The 19,240-nt window shown below is 68.3% G+C and carries 20 protein-coding genes and 1 pseudogene; 9 read left to right on the top strand and 12 right to left on the bottom strand.

Going from position 1 to position 19,240, the window contains the following annotated elements; genetic code table 11:
• Positions 1-120: 120 nt before the first annotated feature.
• Together CCR79_RS12490 and CCR79_RS12485 are read right to left on the bottom strand one after the other, a co-directional pair.
• Positions 121-900 (bottom strand): RES family NAD+ phosphorylase, encoded by a 780-nt coding sequence (locus CCR79_RS12490; protein ID WP_201173445.1) that lies wholly within the window; start codon positions 898-900, stop codon positions 121-123.
• A gap of 5 nt (positions 901-905) precedes the next feature.
• Complete coding sequence (locus CCR79_RS12485; protein WP_201173443.1) at positions 906-1,283, bottom strand: MbcA/ParS/Xre antitoxin family protein; 378 nt, start codon at positions 1,281-1,283, stop codon at positions 906-908.
• A gap of 162 nt (positions 1,284-1,445) precedes the next feature.
• Here CCR79_RS12485 and CCR79_RS12480 point away from each other — a divergent pair, with 162 nt between their 5' ends.
• The 3 genes from CCR79_RS12480 to cas8g1 all read left to right on the top strand — a co-directional run bounded on the left by CCR79_RS12480 (position 1,446) and on the right by cas8g1 (position 3,608).
• Complete coding sequence (locus tag CCR79_RS12480; protein ID WP_201173441.1) at positions 1,446-1,685, top strand: hypothetical protein; 240 nt, start codon at positions 1,446-1,448, stop codon at positions 1,683-1,685.
• 23 nt (positions 1,686-1,708) lie between these two features.
• Entirely contained in the window at positions 1,709-2,587 is an 879-nt protein-coding gene (locus CCR79_RS13735; protein WP_238635024.1) for a hypothetical protein, read from the top strand.
• A 100-nt stretch (positions 2,588-2,687) separates the two neighbouring features.
• Complete coding sequence (cas8g1, locus tag CCR79_RS12470; RefSeq protein WP_201173439.1) at positions 2,688-3,608, top strand: type I-G CRISPR-associated protein Cas8g1/Csx17; 921 nt, start codon at positions 2,688-2,690, stop codon at positions 3,606-3,608.
• 204 nt (positions 3,609-3,812) lie between these two features.
• Here the strand turns inward: cas8g1 and CCR79_RS12465 are convergent, their stop codons facing one another.
• The 7 genes from CCR79_RS12465 to CCR79_RS12435 all read right to left on the bottom strand — a co-directional run bounded on the left by CCR79_RS12465 (position 3,813) and on the right by CCR79_RS12435 (position 11,870).
• A complete protein-coding gene (locus tag CCR79_RS12465) occupies positions 3,813-4,226 on the bottom strand; it encodes a hypothetical protein (RefSeq protein ID WP_201173437.1) in 414 nt (137 codons plus the stop codon).
• A gap of 62 nt (positions 4,227-4,288) precedes the next feature.
• Entirely contained in the window at positions 4,289-6,055 is a 1,767-nt protein-coding gene (locus CCR79_RS12460; protein WP_201173435.1) for an SLC13 family permease, read from the bottom strand.
• Between the two features lie 4 nt (positions 6,056-6,059).
• Positions 6,060-6,659 (bottom strand): adenylyl-sulfate kinase, encoded by a 600-nt coding sequence (gene cysC, locus CCR79_RS12455; protein WP_201173434.1) that lies wholly within the window; start codon positions 6,657-6,659, stop codon positions 6,060-6,062.
• Between the two features lie 20 nt (positions 6,660-6,679).
• A complete protein-coding gene (locus tag CCR79_RS12450; RefSeq protein WP_201173433.1) occupies positions 6,680-7,600 on the bottom strand; it encodes a branched-chain amino acid transaminase in 921 nt (306 codons plus the stop codon).
• A gap of 100 nt (positions 7,601-7,700) precedes the next feature.
• Entirely contained in the window at positions 7,701-10,556 is a 2,856-nt protein-coding gene (gene glnE, locus CCR79_RS12445) for a bifunctional [glutamate--ammonia ligase]-adenylyl-L-tyrosine phosphorylase/[glutamate--ammonia-ligase] adenylyltransferase (RefSeq protein WP_201173431.1), read from the bottom strand.
• A 39-nt stretch (positions 10,557-10,595) separates the two neighbouring features.
• On the bottom strand, positions 10,596-11,288 hold the full coding sequence (locus tag CCR79_RS12440) for a hypothetical protein (protein WP_201173429.1): 693 nt from the start codon (positions 11,286-11,288) through the stop codon (positions 10,596-10,598).
• 12 nt (positions 11,289-11,300) lie between these two features.
• Complete coding sequence (locus CCR79_RS12435) at positions 11,301-11,870, bottom strand: methyltransferase family protein (protein ID WP_201173427.1); 570 nt, start codon at positions 11,868-11,870, stop codon at positions 11,301-11,303.
• A 152-nt stretch (positions 11,871-12,022) separates the two neighbouring features.
• Between CCR79_RS12435 and folB the strand changes: the two genes are divergently transcribed.
• The gene (folB, locus tag CCR79_RS12430; RefSeq protein WP_201173425.1) at positions 12,023-12,379 is read left to right on the top strand and encodes a dihydroneopterin aldolase; all 357 of its coding nucleotides are present in this window, start codon (positions 12,023-12,025) and stop codon (positions 12,377-12,379) included.
• The gene (folK, locus tag CCR79_RS12425) at positions 12,376-12,864 is read left to right on the top strand and encodes a 2-amino-4-hydroxy-6-hydroxymethyldihydropteridine diphosphokinase (RefSeq protein ID WP_201173417.1); all 489 of its coding nucleotides are present in this window, start codon (positions 12,376-12,378) and stop codon (positions 12,862-12,864) included. Before folB ends, folK begins: the two co-directional genes overlap by 4 nt.
• Here folK and CCR79_RS12420 read toward each other — a convergent pair.
• The 3 genes from CCR79_RS12420 to groES form a co-directional block, all read right to left on the bottom strand.
• Positions 12,861-13,826, bottom strand: coding sequence for a lysophospholipid acyltransferase family protein (locus CCR79_RS12420; protein WP_345941501.1), 966 nt, complete (start codon positions 13,824-13,826; stop codon positions 12,861-12,863). The two genes, folK and CCR79_RS12420, sit on opposite strands and share 4 nt — an antisense overlap.
• A 163-nt stretch (positions 13,827-13,989) precedes the next feature.
• Complete coding sequence (gene groL, locus CCR79_RS12415) at positions 13,990-15,642, bottom strand: chaperonin GroEL (RefSeq protein WP_201173411.1); 1,653 nt, start codon at positions 15,640-15,642, stop codon at positions 13,990-13,992.
• A 75-nt stretch (positions 15,643-15,717) separates the two neighbouring features.
• The gene (gene groES / locus CCR79_RS12410; protein ID WP_201173410.1) at positions 15,718-16,008 is read right to left on the bottom strand and encodes a co-chaperone GroES; all 291 of its coding nucleotides are present in this window, start codon (positions 16,006-16,008) and stop codon (positions 15,718-15,720) included.
• 234 nt (positions 16,009-16,242) lie between these two features.
• On the opposite strand from groES, the gene cutA reads away from it, so the two are divergent.
• The 4 genes and pseudogenes from cutA to CCR79_RS12390 form a co-directional block, all read left to right on the top strand.
• Positions 16,243-16,563, top strand: a complete 321-nt coding sequence (cutA, locus tag CCR79_RS12405; protein ID WP_201173409.1) for a divalent-cation tolerance protein CutA — start codon at positions 16,243-16,245, stop codon at positions 16,561-16,563.
• A 14-nt stretch (positions 16,564-16,577) separates the two neighbouring features.
• Positions 16,578-18,407 (top strand): protein-disulfide reductase DsbD, encoded by a 1,830-nt coding sequence (gene dsbD, locus CCR79_RS12400; RefSeq protein ID WP_201173408.1) that lies wholly within the window; start codon positions 16,578-16,580, stop codon positions 18,405-18,407.
• A 187-nt stretch (positions 18,408-18,594) separates the two neighbouring features.
• On the top strand, positions 18,595-19,041 hold the full coding sequence (aroQ, locus tag CCR79_RS12395) for a type II 3-dehydroquinate dehydratase (RefSeq protein WP_201173403.1): 447 nt from the start codon (positions 18,595-18,597) through the stop codon (positions 19,039-19,041).
• A gap of 20 nt (positions 19,042-19,061) precedes the next feature.
• Positions 19,062-19,240: pseudogene (locus tag CCR79_RS12390) on the top strand (acetyl-CoA carboxylase biotin carboxyl carrier protein); the annotation flags it as partial.

Raw genomic sequence — 19,240 nt, 5'->3', positions numbered from 1 at the left:
CTTGATCACCTGACCGAAAGCCCGCGTTGGTCGAGTATTGTAAAGGATCGCTCGGCGGTCGCGTCAGAGCCGATGGCCATGTCCTTATGGTGTCCGTTCCGGGTCAGCGTGTCGCGTCGTCTATCCGGCCGGGCCGGGCATCTGGAAGACGGTCTTCGGAAAGGTTAGCTGCTCGTCCGGGTTGGCGAATGCTCGACGGGCGTTGGCCTCCTGTTCGCCCAGGTACAGATACCAGGCCTGCGGCGAGCAGTGGTGCCGTGGCTGGAACACCGCCGGGTCGAGGATCCCGACGTTGCGCCCCGCGCCACGGCCCTGGTCGTCTGTCCCGGGGGCACGCACAGATTCGTAGCGTACTGCCCCGATTCCGGCCTGGGCCGCTGTTTCTCCGAGGGACTGCGTCGCGGAGTAGTCGGTCGGATCGGTCCATAGGGCCCGATGCGTAGCCAGATTGCCGGCGGTGAGGTCGAGGCCCAGTGAGGTTCGGTAGCCTGCTGAAAAGACGGTCAGTTGAGCCTCCTGTGCCGGAGGCTCCGTGCCCTCGGAGACGAAGAAGAACCGGAAGCGGTGGAAGGCGAACTCCGCCAGGGCCGTGTGGATCGCTTCAGCCGCGTAGAACACACCGTAAGGCGAGAACGGTCGGCGGAAACGGCTGCCGTTGGGGTTGGGGGGGCGATAGCGGAAAGGGGTCTTGAGCAGGTAGTCCAGCTGTTCGGTGCCCGCCGGGTAAGCTGGCTTGCTCTGCTCCAGAAGGGCCTCCAGGCGCTCCTGATCGGAATGGCTTCTGACGAGTCTCCGCGTGGCGGGGTAGTGCTGGCTCTCAACAGCCCGCCACACCCAGCCACTGCGGGGCGCGGCTTCTTGGAGAAGGTCTTCGGTGTGGAGTGTCAGCGTTGGAGGCATGGCGTTCAAAGCACGGCACGGTGGGCATCAAGATAGTCGACGACTTCCACGAGGCCGTCCACGTGCTGAATCCTGGTTGACGGTACACAACCCAGATCGTGATTGGGGTGTTGCATCCACTGGCGCATGACCCGCTCGTCGCCAGCGCAAATCGCCCCGAGCGACCTCGCCACCCGGACAAGCAGCAGGCTCAGCTCCCACGCCTTGGTGCCGGGCTGGAGGTGGTAGGCCCCCCTTTGCATCCGCGAGACGGTCGACGCACTCACGCCAATCACCTCGGCGAGCTGGCGGTTGGACAAACCGAGGAGATCGGCGGCGTTGGTCACGGCTTCGGTCAGGACACGGCGGTCCGGGTCGGCTTCTTGCGGCGCTTGGGTAGCCATGATTGGCACCTCTTCGGTCCTTTCCTCAGACAACAATACGATAAATATTGTCTGAAGAAAGGGTGTCCCCAGCAAGTGTGCCCCGGCTCAGGGGACTTCCCGGCCGGCGCGCGGTGTGCCAAGTTTTGATGCAGGATCAGGTCAGAAACAGGAGAGGCCGTCATGACCGTGCTCGCACGCAAGACGGAGTGGAACGAGGTGCGCCTGCCGCCGGAGATCGCCGGGCAGTTCTCGGATGTCGATTACTTCGAGGTGGTGGTGACCCGCAAGGGCCGGCTGCTGCTCTCGCCGGTGAACCCGCAGGAGAAAGAGGAGCGGGTCAAGGAGGAGATCCAGGAGCTCGGCGTCGCCGAGGACGACCTGCGCGCCGCAGCCGCTGCGTTGCTGGGCAAGCGTTCTTAATCCCTGTGACGGTGGGTGGTAATGTGGATCCCACAGGGGGTTGGGTGCGGGTCGAGCAGACCGCCCGAAACATCCGGGACTGGCTCAGCCGCCTGGGCGTGCTCGGCGATGCCGGGGAACCGGATCGGGTGGCCGTGCATGCGCTGATGGGCGGTGAGGCGGATCTGCGCCGCGGGGCTTGGGCGGCCTATCCGGAGCAGGACGCCGTGCTGGTGGGCACCCAGGACATGCTCCTCTCCCGCGCGCTGATGCGCGGCTACGGCATGAGCCGTTACCAGTGGCCGGTCCACCATGCCCTGCTGCACAACGACGCCCTGTGGGTGTTCGACGAGGTCCAGCTGATGGGTCCGGCCCTGCCCACCACCGCGCAGCTGGAGGCATTCCGGCGCGATCTGGGCACGACCGGCCCGTCGCGCAGCATCTGGGTCTCCGCCACCCTGCAGGCGGAGTGGCTCGATACCGTGGACTTCCGCCGCCACCGCCAGGATGGGGTCGCGCTGGCCGACCATCTGGACCACGTCGCTGCGGCTGCGCGGGCGCTGGCCAAGGCCCTGGCGTGGCTCGGTTACCGACCAAGGGTGCCTGTGTCCATGGAAAGCTTTGCGGACCCGGTGCAGCGCGACGACTGGATCCAGAACAAACACATGCAGGTGTTCTCGCTCTTTAGCGATACCCACCCTGAAACCACCATCGATGTATTCGTTACGGAACCGTTCTCCTTCGAGGACGAGTACCAGCGGGCTGATCGTTACACCATCGAGTCGGGTGTCGAGATCCGCGCCGTCACCCCGGAAACACTGATCGCTATGAAGCGCATCGCTGATCGGGACCGGGATCGCGATGACATCCAGCACTTGCAATGGATCATCGAGGAGCGTCGCCAGGAGCCGGGTGATGACTAGGAATACGAAAGATCCCTGGGAGTCCGCCACCTTTGAAGGCGCCCGCCGCGCCCAGATCCGGCGGAGCATGCGGCTGTCTCCGCGGCGCCGTCTGGAAGCCATGATCGAGCTCGAACAAACGGCAAAATACCTGGCCGCTGTACCCCGCGCGAGCACAACGGAGGCAAGTACCTCACGGAGTGTCAACGAACCGTCTTCGGGTTATGACGGGATCTCTGTCTCGAGGGAGCATAGCCTTGTCCTCTCCGGCTGCACGCCGGTCCCTCTGGCGAGTTACCTCAAGGCCCTGGGCATTCTGCGCCTGGTCGTCGAGCAGGCGGATCCGGAGGCCCGCGGCTGCTGGCAGAACGAGCAGTTCGTCCTGGAGAGCCGGCTGGATGCGGAGGAACTGAAGCGGTTCTTTCTGGAGGAATATCGGCCGACGCCGCTGCTCGCCCCCTGGGGCGCCCGTTCGGGCTTCTACCCCGGGTCGGCGGAATCGGGAGCGCGGAAGATCCTGGAAACGATCGAGGCAACCGAGGACGCCCGCCTGGAATTCTTCCGCCAATCTATTCAGGACGTCCGTGCCTTATTGAAGCGGTACGGGTTTTCAGAAAAGCCCGGCGACGATCGCAAGCTGGAGCTACTGCGTCTCTGCCGTGCAGAGCTTCCCGAAGAGCTCGTGCAGTGGTTGGATGCGTGCTACACGCTGACCGCTGACTGGCGCCGTTTTCCGCCGTTGCTCGAGACGGGCGGCAATGAGGGAAGCGGTAGCTACCTCTTCGGCTTTGGGCAGATGGTCGTGGATTGCCTGCACAAGCGAGTCCACGACACAGCGCTGGATGCGGCCCTGCTTGGAGCTAGCGTCCCGGATGCCCAGACAGACCAATTGCCAGGTCAGTTTGCCCCGGATATGGCTGGAGGCCCAAACCAGGGTGCGGGGTACTCCGGGGATCTTACCACTAACCCTTGGGATTGCCTGCTCGCACTGGAAGGGACATTGCTCTTTTACTCGGCAACCACGCGTCGGTCTGGGCGCTAACGCGCCTCTGGCGGGCGAGGGGTCAAGTGGTGGGCGATCCCCCGGGCAGCCCGGAAGAGTGTCGTATGCGGGACCGCTCGCAAGGCACCGCTGTAAACCGCCCAGTATGCGGGTCTCCAAGGGGGCTGAATTCCGTGGCTGAAAGCCACGGCCTCATTGAGCCTATTCTGAGTCCCGCCAATTACCCGGTGCGCAGGAGCGGATTCAGTCCTGCGCGAAGCCCGGCAGATGGAACGCCGCCGCCTCGGAGACCCCCTGCAGGCCGCACTCCCTGGGGATCGGGGGCGGGGCGCCGGCGAGCACCTCCAGGACGGTCCGGACGCCGCCGGCGAGGGCTTCCAGGTGGTAGCCCCCCTCCAGCACAAAGGCCAGTCGGCCCTCGCAGTGCCGGTCGGCGATCCCTTGTACCACACCGGTCGGGGCGCCGAAGCCGGCGAAGGTGGCGTTGAGGGCCAGGTCGAACTGGTGTGCGTCGAAGCCGGCCGAGACCTGCACCAGGTCCGGCTGGAACCAGTCCGCTGCGGGCACCAGGATGTCGTTGAAAGCGCTGAGCAGGGCCGCATCACCGGGGCCCGCCGGCAAAGGGGCCGAAGCGGTGCCGATCTTGCGAGTGGTCATAGGGCCAGTATATGACCAGCGAGCGGCGGGCGTTGGGACAGGGCGGCCGGCGTGAGGTCGGCTCAGAAGGGCCACACCCACGGGATCACGGCCAGCGCTACGGCGCCGGTGACCAGGTTCAGCGGCAGGCCGGCGCGCAGGTAGTCGGTAAAGTGGTAGCCGCCGGGGCCGTAAACCATCAGGTTGGTCTGGTAGCCCATGGGGGTGGCGAAGCTCGCCGAGGCGGCTAGCATGATCGCCACGGCAAAGGGGACCACGCTGACACTCAGATCCGCGGCGACGGACGCGGCGATGGGGACCATCAGAACGGCCGCCGCGTTGTTGGTGATCACGGAGGTGAAGAGCACGGTGACCAGGTAGACAACTGCCAAGTTGAGCCAGGGCACCTCGCCGGCAAGCTGCAGGAGGCCCCCGGCAATGACGGCGGCCAGCCCGGTCTGGTCCATCGCCGCGCCGATGCCGAAAGCGGCGGCGATGGTCAGGATCACGGACCAGTCCACCGATTGCCGCGCGGCGTTGAGCGTCATGCAGCGGGTGGCCAGCAGCGCGGCGCCGGCAGCCAGTGCCCCCTCCAGCATGCTTAGCCATCCGACGCCGACGACCCCGAGCATCACGCCGAGGATCCCCAGCGCCAGCCAAGCCCGGTCGTGGCGCGGCACGGCGGAGCCCTCGATGCCGCGGACGAGCAGAAAGTCGCGGGCGTTGCGCTGGCGCTCGACGAACCCCTCGCCGGCCTCGATCAGGAGGGTGTCGCCGGGGCGCAGGACGATGTCACCGATCTTGCCGTCGACCCGCTCGCCATTGCGGGCGACGGCAATGACCACGGCGTCGTAGCGGGTTCGGAAGCGGCCGTCACGGACCGTCCGGTTGGCCACCGGGCAGGTCTCGGAGACCACCACCTCGACGAGCCGGCGGTCGGAGCGGCGGCCGTCGAGCTTGAAGACCTGATCCGTGGCCGGTTGGAGGCCGCGTATCTTCTGCAGCTCCACCACCGAGTCCACCACGCCGACGAAGACCAGGCGGTCGCCGGCGCGCAGCTTCTCCCGGGGCGAGACCGCGGGCAGGATCTCGCCGCCGCGGTCGATCTCCATCAGGTAGCAGCCGGGCAGATGGCGCAACCCGGCCCGTTCGATGGTCCGGCCGACCAGCGGCCCGCTGGGCTCGACGATCATCTCGACCGTGTACTCGCGCGGATCTTCGAGGGTCTCCGCCGCCGGTCGGCGATCCGGGAGCAGCCAGCGGCTGGTGGCGAACATAAAGGCCAGCCCGACGATCAGCACCGGGATGCCGACCCAAGCGAGTTCGAAGAGCATCAGCCCCTCGCCGGTGCGTTGCTCCAGCGCGCCGTTGACCACCAGGTTGGTGCTGGTGCCGATGAGCGTGCAGGTGCCGCCGAGCATGGCGGCGTAGGACAGCGGCAGGAGGAGTTTCGACTCGGCGAGGTTGTGCTTGCGTGCCCAATCCCCCACCGCCGGGATGAGCATGGCCACCACCGGGGTGTTGTTGAGGAACGCCGAGAAGCCGGCCACCGGCAGGGTCAGCCGGCGCTGGGCATCGAGCAGGGAGCGCGGGCGACCCAGCAGGCGGGTGCTGACCCACTGGACCCCGCCGGTCTCGCGGATGCCGGCCACCACCACGTAGAGCGCGGCCACGGTGAGCACGCCGGGGTTGGAGAGGCCCTCGAAGGCCTCCCTGGGCCCGATCACGCCGCTGACCAGGAGCACGGTCACCGCCCCGAGGAAGGCCATGTCCGGAGCCAGGCGCGTTGTGATTAGGGTGGTCAGCAGGGCGACGACGACGGCGGCCGTCAGGTACGCCTCCCAGCCCATGGCGCTAGATCGCCCCGCGCTGCTGGAGGGCCTGCAGGAGGTGTGCGGTGGCGGTCTCGACGCTGTCCCGGTCGGTGTCGATGATCAGGTCCGGGTCGTCCGGCGCCTCGTAGGGGTCGTCGATGCCGGTCATCCCCTGGAGCTCGCCGCGCCGCGCGCGGGCGTAGAGGCCCTTGGGGTCGCGCTGCTCGCAGGTGGCCAGCGGGGCGCGGACGTGGACCTCCAGGAAGCGTTCGGCGCCGATGGCCTCGCGCACCCGGGCGCGGTCCTCGCGATAAGGCGATATGAAGGCGGTGATCACGATCAGGCCGGCATCGAGCAGCAAGCGGGTGACCTCGCCGATGCGGCGGATGTTCTCCTGCCGCCCGGCGGCGGAGAGGTCCAGGTCCCGATTGAGCCCGTGACGGATGTTGTCGCCGTCGAGCAGGAAGCTGTGGCGCCCCCGCTCATGCAGGGCGTGCTCCAGGGCGTTGGCCAGGGTCGACTTGCCGGAGCCGGAGAGGCCGGTCAGCCAGACCGCCACGGGCCGTTGCCCGAGGGCCGCGGCGCGGTCCTCGGGGCGGATGCGGGTCTGGTGCCAGACAAAGTGCGGCTGTTCCGGCATGGCGGTGACCGCTGCCAGGCTCAGACGAAGGTGAGCCAGTCGGTGTGTGCCGGGTCGCGTCCCTCCACCGCCGCGAAGTAGCGCGACTGCAGCCGCTCGGTGATCGGTCCGCGGTGCCCGGGGCCGATGGTGCGGCCGTCGAGCTCGCGGATCGGCGTGACCTCGGCGGCGGTACCGGTGAAGAAGGCCTCGTCGGCGATGTAGACCTCGTCGCGGGTGATCCGCCGCTCGCGCACCTCGATGCCCTCCTCGGCGGCCAGGCGCAGGATGGTGTCCCGGGTGATGCCCTCAAGCGCCGAGGTGAGCGCCGGGGTGTGGAGCACGCCGTCGCGGACCATGAAGAAGTTCTCGCCGGAGCCCTCGCAGACGAAGCCGTCCACGTCGAGCAGCAGCGCCTCGTCGCACCCGGCCCGGGCGGCCTCCTGCACGGCGAGCATCGAGTTCATGTAGTTGCCGTTGGCCTTGGCCCGGCACATGGCGATGTTCACGTGGTGGCGGGTGAAGGAGCTGGTCTGCACGCGGATGCCCCGCTCCCGGCTCTCGTCGCCGAGGTAGGCGCCCCAGTGCCAGGCCGCCACCATGGTGTGGGTCCGCAGGCCGTCGGCGTGCAGCCCCATGCCCTCGGAGCCGTAGAACGACATGGGCCGGATGTAGGCGCTGCTCAGGCCGTTGCGGCGGACCGCGTCGATGCATGCCTGGTTGATCGTCTCGGGCGTGTGGGCGATCTCCATGCCGAGGATCTTGGCGGAGTTGAAAAGCCGCCGGGTGTGCTCGTGCAGGCGGAAGATCGCCGGCCCCTGATCGGTGGTGTAGGCCCGCAGCCCCTCGAAGACGCCCATGCCGTAGTGCAGGGTGTGGGTCAGGCAGTGGACCCGGGCCTCGCGCCAGGGCAGCATCTCACCATCGAGCCAGATGGAACCGTCGCGATCGGCGAAGGACATGGAATGAATCTCCGTCGGTAGTCATCGGGACCTGGGTGCAGCGCCGCAGTTTGCCATACTTGCCCGGCCGATGCCGCCCGCTGCCGGCGCGAAGGCGCCTTTAACCCTCCATGATCCGCTCCCAGATTCCGCTTACGGCCGCCCGCTCGTCGGCGAGCTCCTCGCTGTCGACCGCGGCGTCCTGATCCTGCAGGGCGAGCTGGTGGACGCGGCGCCGGTAAGCGCGGTAGGCGCCGGCCAGGCGGTTGGCGTCCGCCTCGTCCAGCCGACCGGCCCGGGCGAGCTCGCGCAGCAAGCGGATGTTGTCCGGGTAGCGGGTCAGCTCTGGGTGGTCGTGGGCGGCGTCGAGGACGCCGTACTGGACGATGAACTCGATATCGGTCAGCCCGCCGCGGTCGTTCTTGAGGTCGAAGCGCCCGGCGCGGCGACTGCCTTTCTCCTTGCGCTGGCGCTCGCGCATGCCGGCGACGGCCTCGCGCAACGCCGCTGTGTCGCGTCCCTGGCAGAGCACCTCGGCGCGGATCCGCTCGAACGCCTCGCGTGGTCCGGGGTCGCCGGCGACGCCGCGGGCCCGCACCAGGGCCTGGTGCTCCCACGTCCAGGCACCCTCGTGCTGATACTGGCGGAAGGCGTCCAGGGTGGTGCTCATCAGTCCGGCATTGCCCGACGGGCGCAGTCGGGTGTCGACCTCGTAGACGATGCCCCCGGGGGTGACGGTGTTGAGGACGTGGACCACGCGCTGGGCCAACCGGGCGAAAAAGACCTGGTTGTCGATGGACCGCTCGCCGTCGGTATGCTGCGCCTCGCCGCGGCTGTCGTGGAGGAAGACCAGATCCAGATCGGATCCGTAGCCCAGCTCCAGGCCGCCGAGCTTGCCGTAGCCGGCCACGGCGAACCCGGCCTCGCGGCGCTTGCCGTCATCGGTGCACATGGGCCGGCCGTGGCGGTGGACCAGGTGGGCGCGGCAGATGGATACCGCTCGCTCCAAGGCGGTCTCGGCGATCTGGGTGAGGTAGTCGCTGACCACCATCAGCGGTGCGGCGCCGGAGACATCGGCGGCCGCCACCTTGAGTTGGTTGGCCTGTTTGAACTGGCGCAGCGCCTCCATCTGTTGCTCGAGGTCATCCTCGGCGATGCGCCGCAGGCGGCTGTCCAGATCCGTTTCCAGGGCCTCGCGCCCGAGGGGTTCGTAGAGGGTGCGGGGGTCGAGGAGTTCGTCGAGCAGCAGCGGGTGTGCCGCCAGGAAGCGCGCCACCCACGCCGAGGCGTCGCAGAGCTGGACCAGCTGCGAGAGCGCCATGGGGTGCTCGACCAGCAGGGCCAGGTAGGCGGTGCGCCGGGCCACCGTCTCGATCAGGTCGAGGATCCGCTCCAGGGCCAGATCCGGGCGGCGGGCGCGCACGCAGGCGTTGATCACCAGGGGCATCAACCGGTCCAGGCGGTGGCGGCCGCGGGCCGACAGCGCGCGCACCTCGGCGCCCTCGCGAAGGCGCTCAAGGCGTCGGGCGAGGTGTCCGGGCTCGGGGAAGCCAAGACCGTGAAGCCGTTCGGCGGCCTCGTCGGGGTCCAGGTGGCCGTTCCACAGCAACTCGGCGGGGTCCTCGTCGCCCTCGGCGTCCTCGGCCTGCGGGGCGGCGAAGACTTGGTCGAAGTGGTCGTGGATGTGCCGCCGGGTCGTTTCGAGCTCCGCCTCGAAGGTGTCGGCGTCGTCGTAACCGGCGGCCAGTGCCACCCGGGTACGGCCGATGGGGTCCTCGGGCACGGTGTGGCTCTGCTCGTCGGCGAGCATCTGCACGGCGTTTTCGACCCGGCGCAGGAACCGGTAGCCGCCGCGCAGCTCCTCGACCGCGTGCTCGGGCAGCAGCTGCTGATCGGCGATGGTCTCGAGGGTGGTCATCAGCCGCCGCGAGCGCAGCGCCGGATCGCGGCCGCCGCGGATCAGCTGGAAGGCCTGGGTAACGAACTCCACCTCGCGGATTCCGCCCAGGCCGGTCTTGATATTGCGTGCCGTCCCGCGCCGCTGCACCTCGCGGGCGATCATCGCCTTCATCTCGCGGATCTGCTCGAGGGCCCCGTAGTCCAGGTAGCGGCGGTAGACGAAGGGGCGCAGGCTGCGGGTCAGCTCGTCGCCGGCGGTGTAATCCCCACCGACGCAGCGCGCCTTGATCATGGCGTAGCGCTCCCACTCCCGCCCCTGGCTTTCGTAGTAGGTCTCGACGGCGGAGAAAGGCAGGGCCAGGGGGCCGGCGTCGCCGTTGGGGCGCAGGCGCATGTCGACGCGGTAGGGCTGGCCGTCGGGAGTGATCTCGCTGAGCGCGCCGATGAGCTGTCGGCCGAGCTTGACGAAGAACTCGTCGTTGCTGCGTGGCCGGTTGCCGTCGGTCTCCCCAGTCTCGGGGAAGGCGAAGATCAGATCGATGTCCGAGGAGAAGTTCAGCTCGCGTCCGCCGAGCTTGCCCATGCCCAGCACCACCAGGTGCTGGGGATCGCCGTCGGGGCTGCGCGGGGAGCCCCAGCGCTCGGACAGGGCGCGGTGGAGCCAGCCAAGGGTCAGATCGATGCACGCCTCGGCCAGGTCGCTGGTCTCCTCCAGGGTCTCTTCCAGTCCGGTCCAGCCGGCCAGGCTGCGGTAGGCGATGCGCACCATCTCGCGGCGCCGGAAGCGACGCAGGGCGCGGTAGAGCTCGGCCTCTTCGGTGGCGGCGTCGAGGCATGGGCGCAGGCGCTGCCGGTGTCCGCTCTCGCCGTAAGCGGTGAATAGGTCGCCGCTTTCGGCCAGGTCGTGGAGCAGCTCCGGCTGCCGTTCGGCGACGGCCTGGGCGACGAAGTCGCTGGCGGCGACGACCCGGGGCAGGCTGGCGGTGATGCGTTCGTCGTCGGGCACCGCCCCGGCCTCGTGCAGGGTGGCCAGGTGGCGCTCGGCGAGCTCGTGCAGGGAATCGGGTAGGGCATCCATGCCCGCAGTTTCGGCGCCGGGGCGGGGCGGTGTCCAGTCTCAGCGGCCCAGGCGGCCCAGGCGGCCCAGCTGGCGCAGCCCCTTGGCCACGCGCTCGATGACCGTTCGTCGCTGCAGCCGGGCGACGGCGGGGGGCATGCGGGCCGGATCCTTGCCCCATCCGTAGCGGGCCCAGGCGTTCCAGTCCTGCTGCGCCGCCCAGCGCCACAGCGGCCCGCCGCGGCGATCCGGGTCGCGCAGCAGGGCGGTGCCGAAGTCGATCACCACCGCCTCGTGCTCTGGGGTGAGGATGATGTTGTCGTGGCGCTTGAGATCGGCGTGGGCCACGCCGCGCGCGTGCATGCCGGCGATGGTCCGGCGCAGGCCGACCACCGCGGGGTGTGGGGTGGCAGCATCCGGTGTGCGCACGTAGGGAAAGCGGATCTTCCACCCCGGCTGGTACGCCAGGACCAGCCACGCACCTGCGTACAGGCCGTAGCAGTGGGCGATGCCGGGTACGCCCGCCAGGCGCTGGTAGATGCGGTATTCGCGGCGGATCGCCCAGCGGCTGGCCGCATACGCCAGCCCGGGTCGAGGTGTCTTGATCACCAGCGGCGGGTCGTGGTCCGCGAAGATATGGACCTGACTCTGATTGGCGGTGGTCCCCCGAGGCGCATCGCCGCCGCTGCGCAGCAGGGCGGCGATGCGCTCTTCGGTGAGCGGGGGCGTCGCGTCGGCGGGGGGCTCGGCCATGGCTGCGGGGCGTCAGCCGAGACGCAGCCCCATGATGATCAGACCGATGGTCAGCAGCGTGGCGATGATCGGCTCGCCGTTGGGCTGGAGGCTCTGGCGGAACGACCAGCTGGTGACGTTCAGCGGGCGATCCGGGTTGAGATTGGGGATCAGCGCCGAGGTCTTGGCATGCCACGGCTCCCACTGCTCGGGGAATTTCTTGCGCAGCTTGGCGTCTTCCTTCTGGATCGCCGGCGGGTAGTAGAGGATGGCGAAGGCGAGGGCGACCGGAACCAGCCACAGGACCTGGCCAGCCATGAGGAAGCCGCCGATGATCAGAAAGTTGCCCACGTACAGCGGGTGGCGGACCAGGGCGTAGGGGCCGTCCTGGGCCAGTTCCTTGTCTTTGCTTAGGTAGCCGGCCGCCCACAGCCGGAACACGATCCCGGCGCCGGCGATGACCGCGCCCAAGGCGTAGAGCCAGCCTACGGTGGGGGCGCTGACGACGACGATGACGATCAGCAGCAGGATGCCGAGCGCCTGGCGCGCCTTGTGCCGCTCATGGACGACGGAGTTGTAAAGGCTCTTGGGATGGAGGTTCATGCGCTTCTGCCAGCCGGGTGTCGGAAATGGCCGGAAGCGTACCATCGTCGCCGGGTGGCTTCTAGCCGGAACTGCCTACTGCGGGTTGTTGCTGGGAGCGCCCCGGCGGGCCGGCTTGCAACTTGCCAGCTGCGGACGGAGACTGGGCGGCCATGGATACCGTCTTCATTCGCGGCCTGCAGGTCGAGACCGTTATCGGCATCTTTGAGTGGGAGCGGCGCATCCACCAGCGGGTGCGCATCGACCTAGAGATGTCCGCCGATATCGCCCGGGCTGCAGCGACCGACTCCATCGACGACGCCCTCGACTACAAGGCCATCGGCAAGCGGATCATTGGGTTCGTCGGGGAGAGTGAGTTCCTGCTCGTGGAGACGCTGGCCGAGGAAGTGGCGAAGATCGTTCGCGACGAATTCGGCGTGGCGTGGCTGCGGCTTTCGGTGAGCAAGCCCGGCGCGCTGCGCGGCGCGGACGATGTGGGCGTGACCATCGAGCGAGGCGAGCGGATTTGAGACAGGCGTATCTGAGCATCGGCAGTAACATCGACCGCGACCGCAACATCCGCTCCGCCATGGCGGAGCTGCGCACGCGCTGGCCGGACATGGTGTTCTCCACCGTCTACGAGACCGCAGCGGTGGGTTTCGAGGGCGAGGACTTCTACAATCTGGTGGCGAGCTTCCGGGCCGAGGAGCCGCTGGAGAACGTCCTGGATACCCTGCGCGAGTTGGAGGATGCCCACGGCCGGCATCGGGCCGGCGAGAAGTTCTCCGCGCGGACCTTGGATCTGGATCTGCTGCTGTGGGGGGATGCAGTCCTCGAGGGCGATCCGGTGACCCTGCCCCGGGATGAGATCCTCCGCTTCGATTTTGTCCTCCGCCCCCTGGCCGAGCTGGCCCCCGAGGCCCGGCACCCGGTCAACGGGGAGTGCTTCCGCGATCTCTGGGCCGGTTTCACCGGCCACCCCTCCATCCGTCGTTCCGTGCCCCTGGCCGACTAGTCCCTGCGCCCGGCGCGGGCGTACGGGTTGGGGGCGTCCGGGTCGGGGCGCGTCTTGAAACGGCGGTGCAGCCACAGGTACTGCTCCGGGGCGTCGCGCACCTGAGCCTCGATGACCGAATTGATCCGCGTGGCGTCAGCGACGTCGTCGCCCGTCGGGAACGGCTCCAGCGCCGGCTCCAGGAAGACGTGCCAGCGGTTGCCGGCCAGGCGCCGGCAGTGCAGCGGCACCACCCGGGCGCCGGTGCTCCGCGCCAGGCGCGCGGTCATGGTTAGGGTGCTGGTCTCGACGCCCATGAACGGCGCGAAGACCGAACCCTGGCGGCCGAAGTCCTGGTCCGGGGCGTAGAAGACGACGTTGCCTTCACGCAGCACGCGCAGGATGCGACGCATGTCGGTATTGGGCAGCACATCGACCACGCCGGTGCGGCGCGCGCGCACCATGGCGGTGTTGAAGGCGCGGTCCTTGGCCGGCTTGTAGACCGGGTAGAAATCTGCCACGTGGGCACCGATGATCTTCCCGCACATCTCTACGCTGGTGTAGTGCGGCCCCAGCAGGATAACCCCGCGACCGCCCTCGCGGGCCGCTTCTAGGTGCTCCAGGCCATCGATGGTGTAGTAGGGCGCCAGGCGGTTGATGGGTGCCCACCAGGCCAGTGCGCCCTCCAGCATGCCGCGGGCGGCCGAGCGGAAGTGGGCGCGTTCCAGGCGGCGCCGTCCCCGTGTGCCCAGCTCTGGGAAGGCCAGGCCCAGATTGGTGCGCACGATGTGACGCCGGCTCGGCACGACCGCCCAGAGCAGCATGCCGAGCCCGTCCCCGAGCCGGCCGATCAGTGGGATGGGCAGCAGTGCGAGCAGGCGCAGCACCCCGAGCCCGAGCCAGGTCGGCCAGTAGGCGGGGTGGAAAATGTTGGTCGGCGGTTTTTTCTTCTTGCCCTTGCGGCGCTTTTTCTTCTCGCTCACCGGCGATCCGTGCTCTTTTCGGGTGAATGGGGCGGCTCGGGAGCGTAGTTTGGGCCGCTGGCGGCCGCCTCGCAAGCTGCCCCCGTAGCCATGAAAAAACCCCCGCCGGGCGAGGCCCGACGGGGGTTCGGTTGCGGCGTCAGGGCGCCGGGAACCGGACGGCTTACATCATGCCGCCCATGCCCCCCATGCCGCCCATGCCACCCATGTCGCCGCCACCGCCTTCGTCGTCCTTCTTCGGCAGGTCGGCGACCATGGCCTCGGTGGTCAGCATCAGCGCGGCCACGGAGGCAGCGTTCTGCAGGGCCGAGCGGGTGACCTTGGTCGGGTCGAGGACACCGGCCTGCACCAGGTCCACGTACTCGCCGGTGGCGACGTTGTAGCCCTGGTTGCCGCTGCCCTCCTTGACCTTGTTGACGATCACGGAGGCGTCCTCGCCGGCGTTGGTCACCAGCTGGCGCAGCGGCTCCTCCATGGCACGGCGGACCAGCGCGACGCCCTGGGTCTGCTCCTCGTTGGCGCCGCTCAGGCCCTCGAGGGCGGCCAGGGCGCGGATCAGGGCCGTGCCACCACCGGGGACGATGCCCTCTTCCACCGCAGCGCGGGTGGCGTGCAGGGCGTCCTCGACGCGGGCCTTCTTCTCCTTCATCTCGACCTCGGTGGCCGCGCCGACCTTGATCACGGCAACGCCACCGACCAGCTTGGCCACGCGCTCCTGGAGCTTCTCCTTGTCGTAGTCGGAGGTGGACTCCTCCATCTGCGCACGGATCTGCTCGACGCGGGCCATGATGTCGTCGTGACGGCCGGCGCCGCCGACGATGGTGGTCTCCTCCTTGGAGATCTGCACCTTCTTGGCGGTGCCCAGGTCGTCGACCGTGGCGTTCTCCAGGGTCATGCCGACCTCGTCGGAGATGACCGTGCCGCCGGTGAGGATGGCGATGTCCTGGAGCATGGCCTTGCGGCGGTCACCGAAGCCGGGCGCCTTGACCGCGGCGACCTTGACGATGCCGCGCAGGTTGTTGACCACCAGCGTGGCCAGGGCCTCGCCCTCAACCTCCTCGGCGATGATCAGCAGCGGCCGGTTCTGCTTGGCCACGCCCTCGAGCAGCGGCAGCAGATCGCGGATGTTGGAGATCTTCTTGTCGTGGAGGAGGATCGCCGCGTCCTCGAGCTCCGCCTTCATCGTCTGCTGATCGGTGACGAAGTAGGGGGAGAGGTAGCCGCGGTCGAACTGCATCCCCTCGACAACATCCAGCTCGTTCTCCAGGCCGGAGCCCTCCTCGACGGTGATCACGCCTTCCTTGCCGACCTTGCCCATGGCATCGGCGATGATTCGGCCCACGGCCTCGTCGGAGTTCGCGGAGATGGTGCCGACCTGGGCGATGGAGTTGTCGTCCTCGCAGGGCTTGGACAGCTCGTTGGCCAGGTAGTTGGAGGCCGTCTCGGTGGCCTTCTCGATGCCCTTCTTGAGCTCCATCGGGCTCATGCCCGCGGCCAGGGACTTCATGCCCTCGCGCAGGATGGCCTGGGCCAGGACGGTCGCGGTGGTGGTGCCGTCACCGGCGACGTCCGAGGTCTGCGAGGAGACCTCCTTGAGCATCTGCGCGCCCATGTTCTCGAAGTGGTCTTCGAGCTCGATCTCCTTGGCGACGGAGACGCCGTCCTTGGTGACGGTGGGGGCGCCGAAGCTCTTCTCGAGGACGGCGTTACGGCCGCGCGGGCCGAGGGTGACCTTGACGGCGTTGGCCAGCTGGTTGACGCCGCTCATCATGCGCTGGCGCGCATCATCGGAGAAACGGATTTCCTTCGCAGCCATGGTTGGCTCCTCTGCTCGATTCGGTGTTCGGGTCTCGGGTGTCTGGCTCGCTGCGCGTTGGAAGTCGGCGCTGCGTCAGCCCTCGAAGACGGCCATGATGTCGTCCTCGCGCATCACCAGGTAATCCTGGCCGTCGATCTTGACCTCGGTGCCGGCGTACTTGCCGAACAGGACCTGGTCGCCGACGTTCACCTCGACGGGGCGACGCTCGCCGTTGTCGAGCATCTTGCCGTTGCCGACAGCGATGACCTTGCCCTTCATCGGCTTCTCGGCCGCGGTGTCCGGGATGACGATGCCGCCCGGGGAAGTGCGCTCTTCTTCAAGGCGCTGGATGACCACTCGGTCGTGCAGGGGACGGATGCTCATCGGTCCTCTCTCCCTCTCTCTTTGGTCGTGGACTCTGGGATCTGGTTCGCCGCGCTTCCCGCGGCCTGCTAGCTGTTAGCACTCGGTAACCGTGAGTGCTAATCATATCGTTCGGTTCTTCTCCGTCAAGGGCTTCCGACACCTGCTTCGGGTGACGTTCCCTGCCGGTACCCGGTGGATGAGGACGCCGATGGTAGAATTCAACCCCTGTTCAACGACCGAGGAGGTGCAGCCATGTCGAGTCGAGAACTGGTCGTCCTGTGCACCTGCCCCGATGAGGAGACCGCCCGCCGGCTCGCCGGCGAGGTGGTGGAGGCGCGGCTGGCCGCCTGCGTCAACATCGTCCCGGGGGTGACCTCCGTCTTCTACTGGGAGGGAGAGGCGCAGGCGGAGACCGAGTGCCTGTTGGTGATCAAGACATCGGATTTTGCCTACACCCGATTGGAGGGGATGCTTGTGGAGCGGCATCCGTATGAACTTCCAGAGGTCATCGCGGTCGGCATCGAAAAGGGCCTGGCAGGCTTCCTGGACTGGATACGCGATGAAACCCGGTAGGAGGGTGTAAGCCGATGAAGGGCAGGATGCGTTACGACCGAGGCGGTCTGATCGCGGCGCTGTGGCTGGCGCTGGGTCTGCTGATTGCGGCCGCCCCGGCACAGGGAATGGTGGATCAGCAGGAGATCTTCCCGTTCACCGTCGAACAGGTGGGCGAGGATCGCCTGGTCGCACGCTGGGACGTGGCTGAGGACCACTACCTCTACCGCCACGCCTTCGACTTCGAGTTGCGCGACGGTGATAACGAGATCGTCGAGGTCGCGTACCCGAGCGGCGAGTCGTTCTCCGACGAGTTCTTCGGCGATGTGGTCATCTACCGGGGCACGCTGCAGGTGCACCTGGAGACCGCGGAGCCGATCGGCGAGGGGGCGCAGCTCTACGCCGAGTTCCAGGGTTGCAACGAGCCCGATTCCCTCTGCTACCCGCCAAGCAGCCTGGAGGCCGACCTCGGCTCCGGTGCCGTGCAGTACAGTGATGGCTCCGGCGGCCCCGCCGGCGGGGCCGGCAGTGGTCAGGGGCCCATGGGGGACCTGCAGGCGCTGCTCGGCGGCGGCAACCTCTGGGCCATCCTCGGGGGATTCTTCGTCGCCGGGCTGCTGCTCGCCTTCACCGCCTGCATCTACCCGATGATCCCGATCCTCTCGGGGCTGATCGTCGGCAGTCAGCCCGGCGGAGGCCGGCCCGGTACCGGGCGCGCGCTTTGGTTGTCCTTCGTCTACGTCCAAGGCATGGCGATTACCTACGCGCTGGCCGGCGCCCTGGCCGGGCTCTCCGGGCGCGCCATCCAGGCCGACCTGCAGGGGCCGGTGGTGACGGTGGCCTTCAGTGCCTTGTTCGTCGCCCTGGCGCTGGCCATGTTCGGGCTTTACAACCTGCAGATGCCGGCCTCGGTGCAGGGCCGGCTGCAGGCCGCTTCCAGCCGGTTGCCGGGCGGGCAGACGGCCGGAGTGGCGGCCATGGGTGTGCTCTCCACGCTGATTGTCGGCGCGTGCTCAGGGCCGGCACTGGTAGCCGCGCTGGCGTTCATCGGCAACACCGGCGAGGTGGTCCTCGGTGCCGGGGCGCTCTATGTCATGGCGCTGGGTATGGGGGCACCGCTGCTGGCCGTGGGCACGGCCGCGGGGCGCTGGATGCCGCGCTCCGGGCCGTGGATGGAGTCGGTCAAGCAGGTCTTCGGCTTCATCTTCCTGGGGGTGGCCTGGTGGATGTCCGCCCGTCTGATGCCGGACTGGCTGGTGCTGGCCGGCTGGGCGGCGCTGCTGCTGGCCGCCGCCGCGTGGCTCGTCTGGCGCCTGCTGCGCAGCCGTGGTGGGGGCGGTTCGCTGCCCATCCGGGCGGCGGGGGCCACGTTGGCCGTTCTGCTGGCGGTGGCCGGCGGGGCGCAGGTCCTGGGGGCGGCTACCGGTGCCGGCGATCCGCTGCGGCCCTGGGTCGGGATCACCGGCGATCCGTACGCCCAGGCCCGGGCTCGCGTGCTGGAGGAGTGGCACCACGTCGAGACCCTCGACGAACTCGAGGCGCTGCTCGCCGAGGCCCGCGAGGATGGCCGGCCGGTGGTCATCGACTTCTCGGCCGAGTGGTGCGTCTACTGTGTCCAGCTCGAGGAACGCACGCTCCCGGATGAGCGGGTGCAGGAGGCCCTTGAGGGCGCCGAGAAGGTGCGCATCGACGTCACCGACATGAGCGACGCGGACCGCGAGCTGATGGAGGCGTACGGCGTCTATCTGCCTCCGGCCATCCTCTTCTATGACGGCGAGGGCGAGGAGCGCTCGGAGCATCGGGTGGCCGGCTTCAAGGATGCCGAGGCGTTCGCTGAGCGCACCCGCGAAGCCTTCGGCGGCTGATCGGCCGGCCCGCGGCTCCTTTGGAATCCGCGCCGGCCGGCAGGGTTCAGCGCCGGTCGGCGCGGGCAATACGTCGCAGCCATCCCCGGGGAAACGGCGGCGAATGTGTTGCGATCGCCGTAAAACTGGACAATCTTTCGGCGCTCAGTCAGAATCGCGGACGGTGCGAGTCGGGTGAGCGCGTCAGATGCCTAAGCTGCTGTTAATCCACGGGCCCAATCTGAATCGGCTGGGAACCCGCGAGCCGGAACGCTACGGACGGCTGACGCTTCAGGACATCGAAACCCGCTTGCGGTCCATCTGCGATGCGGCCGATGTACAGCTGCACAGCGCCCAGTCCAATCACGAGGGCGAGCTCATCGATCGAATCCACGCCGCGGCGGACGAGGGCGTCGAGTTCATCGTCATCAATCCCGCGGCCCTCACGCACACCAGCGTCGGTCTGCGCGACGCGCTGCTCGCTGTCGCGCTGCCGTTCATCGAGGTGCACTTGAGCAACGTCCACGCCCGCGAGGCGTTCCGGCAACACTCTTTTCTGTCCGACATCGCCGAGGGGGTGGTCACCGGCCTCGGCGCGGACGGCTATGAATTTGCGGTCCGTGCAGCCATCCGGCGCATGGGCGGGCAGGCCTGAATACAGGGTTTCGTCGATCTATGGATATTCGCAAGATCAAACGTCTTATCGAGCTGCTCGACGAGTCCGGCGTCCACGAGATTGAGATCGCCGAGGGCGAGGAGTCGGTCCGGATCACGCGCAACGCGCCCAACCCGCCGCCGCAGCCGCAGCCGGCGTATGCTGCGCCGGCACCGGCGCCCGCCGCGGCCCCGCCGGC

Origin of the sequence: Halorhodospira halophila, from assembly GCF_016653405.1 — a bacterium.
Lineage (GTDB): Bacteria > Pseudomonadota > Gammaproteobacteria > Nitrococcales > Halorhodospiraceae > Halorhodospira > Halorhodospira halophila_A.
This window is presented reverse-complemented; position numbering and strand designations above follow the sequence as displayed.